Raw genomic sequence first — 10,760 nt, forward strand, 5'->3', positions numbered from 1 at the left:
GACAGGATATTTGTTTCTAATTCTTTATAATCTACCAAACCAGTAGTTCTATTTGCTTGACTCATATCAAACCTCCATTTTTTATATCAATTTATTACTTTTTTTTCGGTTTGACACACTTTTTTGAACGTTCCCAAACTACCACCTTTTTTTGTCCCTAGTTAATTGTGGTAATATGTATGGAACTTTGCTGGTTGCTCTACATATACCTCTTCTAAATCACTTAGAGCGTGGTCATTGTGATTAAAGCCATATCTCTTAACCATCTCATCTAGCGTAACAGAGCTTAGAGAGAAACTGAACTCTGGCAATGGATTCACATTTGAGGATTGCAGACTAGTTACTCCATTTATCAAATAGTTATAATACTCTGGGGATAATTGCTCACCTTCTAGGCTATCTGATATATGCTCATTCGACGTTAAACTACTACTAACTGTCGAATTTTCTGTTACAGTATTGCAGAATTGATTATCGAATTCAGCAAAACCCAGAAATGGAATTACTGTTTGGCTACATGATTGATTCTCTTTGTCAGAAGAAAGTTCTAGTCTAGTATCAAATGTATGTTCAACAACTGTTTCCTCGAACGCAGGAGATATAAGAGAGAAATGTGCTGCTGGCAAATCATCTCTGTTTTGTACTAACGGTTCATTGGAGTTTTCAGTACTTAAGTTGCTTGAACTCTCTTTATTGCTTAAGTAAAAATTCTTTAGGACAAGCTTAGCTTTGACAGTTGATTTTGTCTCTAAATTTACTTTATAATCTTCTTTTTGTTGGGGATTCAGTTGATTAAATAGAATTTTAAATAAAGTCGATGTGGGATTAATACAATCGAGTGTATTGAAAGCAAACTCTTGAGGTAACTGATTAAAGATAGAAGGTGCTTCTTCCTTGTCTAGTGCATTTAGTATGCCGGACATAGCTTTAGAGCCTTGAGGCTTTGCTTTAACATGCTCTATATATTCATTTTTATGGTTAGTGCTAAGGTTATTAAATGCCTTTCTAAGTTTATTTGTTTGGTGAGAGTGAGCTAACTTGTCTAAATTTTTCACCACTTCGTCGCTTATACTACCATGCATTTCTTTACCACCATCAAAGTTAATGTATTAATATTATATGAACTTTGATGATAAAATCAATATAAAATATTTAAAAATTAATTATTTTTCTAATAAAAATAGAAAATCTATAATTTTTTTTATTTTCCTGATTTGTGTCTGTTTTGCTTTCTATAGTTAACCCAAATTAGGTTTGCCGAAACAAATTTTATGAACAATTTAAGTTAGCGCGTGACGCTGGAATCTAGATTTTTAGCTATGGTCAAGCCATAGGATGACAAATTGGACCCCAGACTATGCAAGAAATCTAAGGCGAATTATCTTTTATGGTCTGTATTTGTTTTTTCTACTTTCGTGACAGGAGTTACCAATGAATTATCAATTTGCTTTAAACCTTCACTTGCGCTTTGGTCTTGATTTGAAAGGAGCTCATTTTGTTGTTGCCCTTCATCATTTGGCGTACTTTTTTGAGTAGTTCCTTTTATATCCTCTACACTCTTTTTATCTTTACCAAAAAGTTCTTTGAATATTTTCTTCAGAAAACGTACCAAAAAGCCTTCTTCTTTTTGATTTTCTTTCAATTGAGCTATATTTTTCTTTTCACTTAACTGAGATTTTTTATTATTAGATTTTTTTTCTGTAGCATTCCTATCCACTGAGACTTGTTTTAACGAAATTTCAGGCTTTTTGTCGCTAGGTTTATCTTTTATAGGATCTTTGCTTACTGAAGGTTGTAACTTAGTTACTGTATCTGTTTGAACAGAAATCTTTTCTTGTTCAAAGTTTTTATTTTCTGAAACAGCTCTTCCAGGAGTACCTATTTTGCTAACTGAGTCACGAATTTTGTCTGTTTGCACAGAGGTCTTTTCTTGTTTATTTTGATCAGAAATTTTGCCTTCTAATGTAGTTTGAGATTTTTTATTACTTTCAAACTCTGCAACTTTTTTACTTGTAAAAACGTCTTTTCCTTCGAATTTCTGTTTAAATCCAGCAATCTTTTCAAAATCTTTAGCTACTTTTTTAGCTGCACGGTTCATTCGATCTCTAAGACTACGATTTAATTTTGCAATAGTCTTGATTTTATCTCCCAGTGAAGAATTATCTGCTGCAGAAATATCTTTTAACCTTTTCCCGGGATTTTCTTTGGTTACTTGCCTTTTGTAAGCTTTAAGTTCCTGGCGGAAATCATTGATAATCTTCACTTTATCTGCCAGCGACGTACCTTCTGGAAAAGCACCAGCAAAGACATCCTTGAATTTCTTCTCAATATCTTGTGTATCTTTAAGCTGTGTCATACCTAACTAAATAAAAGCTTATACTAAAATCAGTATATTAGTTAATTATGTAAAAATGGTTAAGACACAAGGAGCACCTCATTTATGCTTTTTTCATCAAAATATCATTTACTTATTAACTTAAAATACGTAACAATATAAAAATGAAAAATAGCCCGTTAGCAGTAGCATTCGATTGGGATAATACCTTAGTTGACACTCAAGATAATATTTCTAATGCCATTCAGCATACCTTGAGTTCAATGGGGTGCAGCAACAAAGTTGCTGATAGAAATTCTCATGAATCAAGAAAGAGCTACATGGTCAATTTGTTTGGTGATCAGTGGAAAAAAGCGAATCAGATATATCAAAAATACCTAGATAATGCACTGTTACAAAATATTACTCTGAACGAAGGAGTAGAGAAAATGCTGCAGACACTCAAAAGCCACAATATTTACCTAGCAATAGTGAGCAATAAGAAAAATACTAATTTACGTCAAGAAGTTGCCTATTTTAAACTAGATTCTTACTTTGAAAGAATAGTTGGCTCATGTGATACTGCAGAAGATAAGCCATCTGCAACTCCACTGCTATTTGCACTGGAGGAGAGTACGTTACCTATAAATAGAGAAAATGTGTTTTTTGTTGGTGATAGCATCACAGACATTCTATGTGCACAAAATGCCAATTGCTTACCTATTATATACGGCCAATCAATAAGCGGTTATGAAGATTTGTTATATTTTCAACATTTTAATAAACTTACAGAATTCATAGTAAAGTATTTGAAAGATAGGTGGTAATGACAGAGATCGCTAGTGTACACAGGCGCTTTTGCGCATATTTAATAGATGTAGCAATTTTATTAATTCCAACCTTACTAATTGTGTTGTTATTAGGGGATTTTCCATTAATTTTACACCTGTCATACATGTGTATAAATTGTGGTTACTTTACATATTTTATATCTTCAACAGCTCAAGCAACTCCTGGTCAACAGTTAATGAATATATATACTATCACTTTAGATAGTTCTAAAATAGGTTTGAGCTTAGCATTTGATCGCACTATCTCTCAGTTTTTTCTTCCTATGCTAAATAATTCAATTATCACCTTTATCAAACTTTTTAAAACATCAGTAAATGCTTTAAGTACACTAGAAGTGATTATAGTGATGCTTACCTTCAGTTGGTATTTAGTTGCTTGCTTCTCTCAGAGGAAACAGGCATTTCATGATGTGCTATTTGATACGATTGTTGTGAGAAAAATGAATTGATGTTGCCTTGATTGTTGTGTAGATTACATTGGTATATTAGCTAAAGAAAGGTTATGAATAAAGAAATAGTAGAACATTTGAATAAATTATTGACTCATGAATTAACTTCCGTACGTCAGTATCTTTTGCATTCTGCGATTCTTAAAAATAGCGGAATCAATAAACTTGCAGAAAAGATGAGAAAGGAGCTTAATGAAGAACTTGAGCATGCAAATAGGCTGGCAGAAAGAATTTTACTGCTTAAGGGCATGCCAAATTTTCAAGATACAAATAAAATCTCAAAGTATGAAGGAAAGTTCACAAAAGATACAATGCAGAAAATCTTAGAAGATAATTCTAACTTAGAAGAAGAAGGTATCAAGGGCATCAAAGAGGCAATTTCCGTTGTTGAAAAAGAAAAGGATTTCGTGAGTGTAATGTTATTAGAAGAACTACTGAAAAATGAGGAAGAGCACTTACATTGGATCAAAGGACAGATTGACCTTATTGAGCTTATGGGTATTGAAAATTACTTGAGAACACAAATATAGAGTGTTAAGAAAAACAGTATTTATTTTCATTATACCTTTTTTACTTCTTTTTTCACTCGGGTTATGGCAGTTATTTAGATTGAGCTGGAAGAATAATATTATCAAAAATATGGATCTTCCAGTTATTCATCTACTGCCTAGTGATAATCTTTCAAAGTTTAACTACAGAAACGTTAAAATCGACGGGATTTTAAGTGATATAGAACTATATGTTTTCGCAGGTCAACGTGGCTATCATGTGCTGTCTCCTATGTTGCTTATCAATGGACATTACATGTTAATAAATAAAGGGATAGTCAGAGAAAAAAAAGAAGAAAAAGCAAAAATTGAAAAAGTAGCTTTGAGTGGAGTTTTATATTGTGATGGTAGCAAAAATTGGTTTATCAAAAATGATATTGCTTCAAATACGTGGTTTACCTTAAGTACAGAAGAAATCTCCAATGATCTAGGTATTAAGCTAGAAAAATGTATATTGTGGCAAGACAATTTTGGTGGAAAATTGACTATACAGCCAATTAAGCATTTGGAGTATGCAATTACTTGGTTTGCACTTTCCTTTATTTGTCTCATTATGTGCGTATTTTACTGTAGGCAAAATAGATATAAGTTGTAGGGAGGTAGCATGGAAAAAGAAGAGCTACAAATAGAAAAAATGCAACAAAGAGGAAGTAAATACTTATTACAAGAATTAATTGTATGTCAGTATTGTAAATCCATTTATTATGGAATGAGTAATGCTAAGGGAGGAAGAAGTTACTATCGTTGTCCTGGAAACCGTTTTGATGAATGTAATAGCAGACCAATACGCGCGGATATACTAGAAGAGGTAATATGGAAAGAAGCGAAGATGGTAAGAGAGCATATAACGAAGGAAAAGTGTGATTTATCAGAGGTAGATTGGGAGACTAAATTTAATATAATTAAAAAGTTAGTTCAGCGTATTGAAATTGATGACGATAATATACATATAGTCTTTCGATTAAAAGAACTCGCTCTCGAAAGACAAAAAGAAGATATTCAACCTTGTACCAGAATTATAAAGAATGTAGTGCTATCAAATGCAATAGGAATGCATAAAGTTAGCAACGCCCTGGCTGCAATATCAGTTGCAGTGAAACTTGGAATTAGTGATGAAGAGATTAAAAAAGGTCTTTTGGAATTTAAAGGAGTAGCAAGGAGATTTTCATTAATTGCCGATATTAAAGGTGTTAAGTTAATTGAGGATTATGCTCACCACCCAAATGAAATACAGGCAACCCTGTCAGCAGCACGTTTGACCACTAAAGGAAAGGTAACAGGAATTATTGAGCCGCTTCGTTTTGCTCGTATTCGTAATTTTTTTGATGAGTTCGTACGAATTTTCATGATGTTTGATTATGTAATTCTCACTCCTGTCCACCCTCAAGAAGATAAGCCTATTCCTGGCTGTGGAATTGATGATATACAAAAAGCCTTGATCAGTAATGGGTTTAATGATGTGAAGATTATGAATGATGCTTTACTCATTTCACATTTTATTAGTAATTCGACAAGTTCAGGAGATGTAGTATTATTTATTGGTGCTGGTAGTAATATAGCTAAACTAGCAAGAGAAGCTGCAAAGCTGCTGCTAGTAAAATAAACTTAAGCATTGGTGATTTATATGATAAAATTGTGTAGTAAAACTGGATCCCAGTGTCTAGGCAAACAACTGTACAGAAATTGCGATATGGGGATAGCTTCCATTAAGAATGGTGTCATCCCAGTGCCCAGACACTGGGATCCAGAAAACTTAACTTTAAATAAGTGGCTGTATAATAAAAACTGGATTCCAGTGTCAAGCACTGGAATGACACCATCTGCTACTCAAATTATCTGTTTATCTGTAGGTTGCAATGTTCGTACACTGGAATGTTACAGCGCTGGGGTGACATTTCCCGAACGTGCACACAATTGTGAATCTAGTAGAGGTTTAGCATGATGAAAAAGACAATTAGCAGTGTATTTGCAAGAGAAATTTTAGATAGCAGGGGTTACCCAACAATTGAGGTAGAAATAGAACTATGTGATGGAGCAACAGGCAGAGCCGCTGTCCCTTCTGGGGCTTCGACCGGTAAACTAGAAGCATTGGAGCTGAGAGATCAAGATGAAAAAAGGTATTGTGGTAAAGGAGTGCTGAAAGCTGTTCAATCTGTGAGTGAAGTGATAGCAAATAAAATCATTGGCATGGATGCAGCAAACCAGAGTGCAATTGATAAAATTTTAATTGAACTAGATGGAACAAAAAATAAATCTAAACTTGGAGCAAATGCAACTTTGGGTGTGTCTCTTGCTGTTGCAAAAGCAGCAGCAAACAGCTTTAAAATGCCGTTATATAAGTATTTGGGAGTAGGGGAAGAGCAGATGCCAGTTCCACTTATTAACGTAATTAATGGTGGAGTACATGCGGATAATAAACTAGATTTTCAAGAATTTATGATTCTTCCCGTTGGTGCTGAAACTTTCAGTGAAGCAATCAGAATATCTGCAGAGGTATTTCATAACTTGCGCAGCATTCTTAAGAAAAAAGGTTATAGCACAAACGTAGGAGATGAAGGTGGTTTTGCACCAAATATTGGAAGCACTGAAGAAGCTCTTAATTTGATAATTCAGGCTGTTGAATCTGCCGGTTATTCGATGAAAAATCACTTTGCACTGGGTCTTGATGTTGCTGCATCTACTTTTTATGAAGATGGAGTTTATAAATTTGAAAACAGAGAACTCACTTCAGAGGAATTGGTTCAGTATTATTTTGACCTTGTAGGCAAATATCCAATAATTTCTATAGAAGATGCAATGAATGAAGACGACTATGAAGGTTGGAAATTACTTACTGTAAAACTTGGGAATAAAGTTCAATTGGTTGGAGATGATTTATTTGTTACAAATTGTGAACTAATAAGTAAAGGAATAGAGGAGAAAATGGCAAATGCTGTACTAATCAAGCCAAACCAGATAGGAACACTTACGGAAACTTTTGCTGCTATTGAAATGGCAAAATTAAATGGTTACAGGGCTATTATTTCTCACCGCTCAGGTGAAACAGAAGATACAACGATATCCCACATAGCGGTTGCATCGAATTGTGGGCAAATAAAGACTGGCTCGCTGTCGCGTTCTGATAGGCTTGCAAAGTATAATGAATTGATGAGAATAGAAAGTTCACTAGGAGAAAATGCTAAATATTATCGCGGGTTAGCATGGATTTCATAGACGAAGTTAAATTATATTTAAAAGCAGGTGATGGTGGCGATGGCTGCGCTAGTTTTCGTCGAGAAAAATTCGTTGAATTTGGTGGCCCAAACGGTGGTAATGGGGGCAGGGGAGGAGACATAATTTTCATCAGTGATGCAAATCTCAACACTTTGCTTAATTTTCGTTGTCGAAGACATATTAAAGCGAGTAGTGGAAAAAGTGGTACGAGTAGAGATAAATCTGGCACAGCAGGAAAAGATATTATACTTAAAGTTCCAGTTGGTACACAAATAATCGATGAAGAAAGTGAGGAAATAATAGTAGATCTTGATAAACCTGACATGGAATTTCAAGTAGTGAAAGGTGGAAAAGGTGGGCTTGGAAATACTAACTTTAAATCTGCTACTAATAGGGCACCAAGACATTTTACTCATGGTCAGCCCGGCGAAGAAAGAAATATAATATTGAAGCTAAAAGTTTTATCTGATGTTGGCATTATTGGTATGCCAAATGCAGGTAAATCTAAATTTTTAACCCGCTGCTCAAATTCTGATACGAAAGTAGGTGATTATGCATTTACTACTATAAGGCCACATTTAGGTGTAGCAAAAGTGGATTATAGCGAAATTGTGATAGCAGATATTCCTGGAATAGTCGATGATGCTCATCTTGGAGTTGGGCTCGGACACAAATTTTTAAAGCACATAGAAAGGTGCAAAATTTTACTGCATTTAATTGATGTAACGCGCGATGACGTTATCTCAGCTTATAATTGTACACATAATGAACTGAAGCTTTACAATAGCGACCTTATTAAGAAGGAAGGAACTGTTGTGTTAAACAAATGCGACTTATTGGAGGAAGCAGAAATTCTTGAGAAGAAGAATCATTTAGCCAATTATCTTGATAGAGAAGTACTGTGTTTATCAATCGACGATGATTTACAGCCCATTCTGAGGTTATTGAGTGAGAAAATGAAAAAAAGCGACCCTAAAAAAATTGATGTGTATGATCCTTTTAAGACATAGATTCAGTATACAGATGGCTAATTTAATAATTGCAGTTTAAAATTATATTAATACCTATAGCATAGTAGTCATTACATAGAATGTTTTCGTCCTCATATCTTGCTTTAATGCTATAATTAGTATTTATTCTTAAAAATCGGAGAACATTATGAGTAACACGTCGATATTACAAAAAATACTATATAGGATTGATAATGATGACAAAATAAGCGCATCTAACATAATTGAAAAATTAAAAAGTGAGCTGCAGCAGCATGTTAATATGTACAATGCATGGGAAGAAAATGGATTTGATATAAATGCCAATTCATTTGATGGAAGTAACTTACTATGTTTAGCATCTGGAAGTGGCTGTGCAAAAGTAGTAGAGCTTCTTATAGAGAAAGAAGCGAATGTTAATGTACGAGATAATGAAGGAAAGACTCCTTTAGATTATGCTATTTCTAGTGGAAGGGAAGAAGTAATAGAAATTCTTACAGGAAAAATTCTTTTATCTGATGAAGGACTGACATCAAAGATGTCATCAGAGCAAGAAGTAGAGATTGATTCACAATACGAAACTCTTCCTTCATGTCCGTTTTTTTTCTAACAAGTAGAAAGTTAGAAAGTGCACTGAATTGATTTAATTCTTGAGAAGAAAAATAGTCTAGTTACGCAGGCAATTTTCCACAATTGTCTGCATTTTCTGTTCCATAACTCGTCTTTTTTTCGGCTTATTTCACTTTTTACACTGTCTCTTGCTTTCTTGAACTCAGAAATTCAATAGTTACACAAGCATTTGAGCAATTTTTGTTAAGAATTAGGCATAAAATCTCCCATATTTATTAATAAAGAACAGAAAAAATGTAACGCACATACGACAGAGATTAAGCATATGTGTGCACCCATTTGCGCTGAAGAAGATATGCTACATTCTTTACTGAGTTTGATTATTTGATAAAAAAGTCTGTAGACGAAGATGGATTTTGAGCTCTAAAAATACCTCTACTTTGATTATACTAAGATTAGATAAATAGGCGAAGTAATTTTTATATTAGTTTTTTAGCTTACAACCGATTTTACGTTTAACAACTTGACATTTATTCAATACTACTGTATAATAAACATGTGTATTTTTTATACACTATGGCAATAAAATTACCTTGTAATAGGTGTATTGGACCCGAGGGCAGTACTCGGCGCCTCCACCATATTTTTTGATTGATACGGGGGCGAGTAAGGATCGACATGCATAGTAAAGATGGTAGCTTTGCTCGGTTAGATACCACCGCTAAGAGTTCACAATTTAGATGCAAACGATAACTTTGCTGCTGAAGACAATGTTAAAGTAGCTGCTTAATTTAGGCACTATAATTTCATTGCTATAAGCACGGTTTAGGGAACGCCGGGTAACAGAAGTTCCCCCAAACATGTAAGGGTTATATGGATAAAACAGCTTATCAGAAGTCGCTTAGTTATGCTAAATTTCAAGTTATAAAAAAGGCTTTGAATACTATATTAGATAATGTTTTTACTCCTCACTTAGAGATACTGTTTTTTACGAGATTTAATGGTGTTGTCATACCAGATTACTTGAAAGAATCATATCCTACTCAAATGCTTATTATATTACAGCATCAATTTTATGGTCTAAAAGTTCTTGAAGATAAGTTTAGCGTCAGTTTGAGCTTTCGTGGAAAACAAGAACAAGTCACTGTACCGTTTTTTGCTATTAGTGAGTTTCATGATAAAATTTCAGGAGATACTTTAGTATTTAGCTTTGATTCTGACAAAGAATACGAAAGTGAAAAATGTGCTGAAAAATCATCAAACGGTAGTATTATATCTATAGATCAACTTTACGATAAGTAGTTACTTCATTTTATAAATAAAAAATATTGTATCTGTTCAGGATATCGACAAGACCATAGAGTAAAAGTGAGTTTATAACAAATGGTATCATTTGAGTATCTGACATTAGCTTTCACATAAAAAACGTTGTAAAGCGCTTTCATGTTTACCAACTTAGTGCCAATCTGGATCCCAGTGTCTGGGCACTGGGATGACAACAAAGGGGCTACTTGAACAGAGGCTATTTAGGTAACAAGAGGTGACAAGAAAAGAAGCGCTGGTTTCATACGTACCTGAACACTTATCCTGCATGTAATAAACATGATCAAAAAGCTATTCATACAGTACACATCTCTCCGTTAATTTATCAATAAGTTTTTTATCCACGTGGAATCAAAGGGTATAATGGGAACGTTCAAAAAAGTGTGTCAAACCGAAAAAAAAGTAATAAATTGATATAAAAGATGGAGGTTTGATATGAGTCAAGCAAATAGAACTACTGGTTTGGTAGATTATAAAGAATTAGAAACAAATATCCTGTCATC

The 10,760-nt window shown here is 33.9% G+C and carries 11 protein-coding genes, 1 other RNA gene and 1 pseudogene; 11 read left to right on the forward strand and 2 right to left on the reverse strand.

The features are described from left to right. Window positions 1–161: 161 nt before the first annotated feature. Complete coding sequence (locus JR312_RS04455) at window positions 162–1,082, reverse strand: hypothetical protein (RefSeq protein WP_264330421.1); 921 nt, start codon at window positions 1,080–1,082, stop codon at window positions 162–164. A 296-nt stretch (window positions 1,083–1,378) separates the two neighbouring features. Further along, a complete protein-coding gene (locus JR312_RS04460) occupies window positions 1,379–2,356 on the reverse strand; it encodes a hypothetical protein (RefSeq protein ID WP_416647825.1) in 978 nt (325 codons plus the stop codon). 143 nt (window positions 2,357–2,499) lie between these two features. Between JR312_RS04460 and JR312_RS04465 the strand changes: the two genes are divergently transcribed. From JR312_RS04465 to JR312_RS04515, 11 genes and pseudogenes are all read left to right on the forward strand, one after another. Beyond that, window positions 2,500–3,141, forward strand: coding sequence for an HAD family hydrolase (locus JR312_RS04465; RefSeq protein ID WP_416647826.1), 642 nt, complete (start codon window positions 2,500–2,502; stop codon window positions 3,139–3,141). Next, window positions 3,141–3,614, forward strand: coding sequence for an RDD family protein (locus tag JR312_RS04470; protein WP_264330418.1), 474 nt, complete (start codon window positions 3,141–3,143; stop codon window positions 3,612–3,614). The genes JR312_RS04465 and JR312_RS04470 overlap by 1 nt, the downstream gene beginning before the upstream one ends. 53 nt (window positions 3,615–3,667) lie before the next feature. Continuing rightward, the gene (gene bfr, locus JR312_RS04475; protein WP_416647827.1) at window positions 3,668–4,144 is read left to right on the forward strand and encodes a bacterioferritin; all 477 of its coding nucleotides are present in this window, start codon (window positions 3,668–3,670) and stop codon (window positions 4,142–4,144) included. A 1-nt stretch (window position 4,145) separates the two neighbouring features. After that, window positions 4,146–4,757 (forward strand): SURF1 family protein, encoded by a 612-nt coding sequence (locus JR312_RS04480; RefSeq protein WP_264330416.1) that lies wholly within the window; start codon window positions 4,146–4,148, stop codon window positions 4,755–4,757. A gap of 9 nt (window positions 4,758–4,766) precedes the next feature. Next, entirely contained in the window at window positions 4,767–5,765 is a 999-nt protein-coding gene (locus JR312_RS04485; protein ID WP_416647828.1) for a glutamate ligase domain-containing protein, read from the forward strand. 120 nt (window positions 5,766–5,885) lie between these two features. Continuing rightward, a pseudogene (locus tag JR312_RS04490) lies at window positions 5,886–6,002 on the forward strand (WPE palindromic element domain-containing protein); the annotation flags it as partial. Window positions 6,003–6,100: 98 nt separating this feature from the next. Beyond that, a complete protein-coding gene (gene eno, locus JR312_RS04495; protein WP_416647829.1) occupies window positions 6,101–7,375 on the forward strand; it encodes a phosphopyruvate hydratase in 1,275 nt (424 codons plus the stop codon). Further along, window positions 7,363–8,385: an Obg family GTPase CgtA gene (gene cgtA / locus JR312_RS04500; protein ID WP_416647830.1), complete on the forward strand. Its 1,023-nt coding sequence runs from the start codon at window positions 7,363–7,365 to the stop codon at window positions 8,383–8,385. Before eno ends, cgtA begins: the two co-directional genes overlap by 13 nt. A 148-nt stretch (window positions 8,386–8,533) precedes the next feature. After that, a complete protein-coding gene (locus tag JR312_RS04505; protein WP_416647831.1) occupies window positions 8,534–8,974 on the forward strand; it encodes an ankyrin repeat domain-containing protein in 441 nt (146 codons plus the stop codon). A gap of 479 nt (window positions 8,975–9,453) precedes the next feature. Further along, window positions 9,454–9,791: a transfer-messenger RNA gene (ssrA, locus tag JR312_RS04510) on the forward strand. 16 nt (window positions 9,792–9,807) lie between these two features. After that, window positions 9,808–10,236: a ClpXP protease specificity-enhancing factor SspB gene (locus tag JR312_RS04515; RefSeq protein ID WP_264330410.1), complete on the forward strand. Its 429-nt coding sequence runs from the start codon at window positions 9,808–9,810 to the stop codon at window positions 10,234–10,236. Window positions 10,237–10,760: the final 524 nt, after the last annotated feature.

Origin of the sequence: Wolbachia endosymbiont of Nasonia giraulti, from assembly GCF_048054155.1 — a bacterium.
In the GTDB taxonomy this organism is placed as follows: Bacteria; Pseudomonadota; Alphaproteobacteria; order Rickettsiales; family Anaplasmataceae; genus Wolbachia; species Wolbachia pipientis_C.

Coding starts and splice junctions, on each gene's coding strand:
- JR312_RS04455 (WP_264330421.1), bottom strand. CDS start 1,082: ATGCATGGTAGTATAAGCGACGAAGTGGTGAAAAATTTAGACAAGTTA.
- JR312_RS04460 (WP_416647825.1), bottom strand. CDS start 2,356: ATGACACAGCTTAAAGATACACAAGATATTGAGAAGAAATTCAAGGAT.
- JR312_RS04465 (WP_416647826.1), top strand. CDS start 2,500: ATGAAAAATAGCCCGTTAGCAGTAGCATTCGATTGGGATAATACCTTA.
- JR312_RS04470 (WP_264330418.1), top strand. CDS start 3,141: ATGACAGAGATCGCTAGTGTACACAGGCGCTTTTGCGCATATTTAATA.
- bfr (WP_416647827.1), top strand. CDS start 3,668: ATGAATAAAGAAATAGTAGAACATTTGAATAAATTATTGACTCATGAA.
- JR312_RS04485 (WP_416647828.1), top strand. CDS start 4,767: ATGGAAAAAGAAGAGCTACAAATAGAAAAAATGCAACAAAGAGGAAGT.
- eno (WP_416647829.1), top strand. CDS start 6,101: ATGATGAAAAAGACAATTAGCAGTGTATTTGCAAGAGAAATTTTAGAT.
- cgtA (WP_416647830.1), top strand. CDS start 7,363: ATGGATTTCATAGACGAAGTTAAATTATATTTAAAAGCAGGTGATGGT.
- JR312_RS04505 (WP_416647831.1), top strand. CDS start 8,534: ATGAGTAACACGTCGATATTACAAAAAATACTATATAGGATTGATAAT.
- JR312_RS04515 (WP_264330410.1), top strand. CDS start 9,808: ATGGATAAAACAGCTTATCAGAAGTCGCTTAGTTATGCTAAATTTCAA.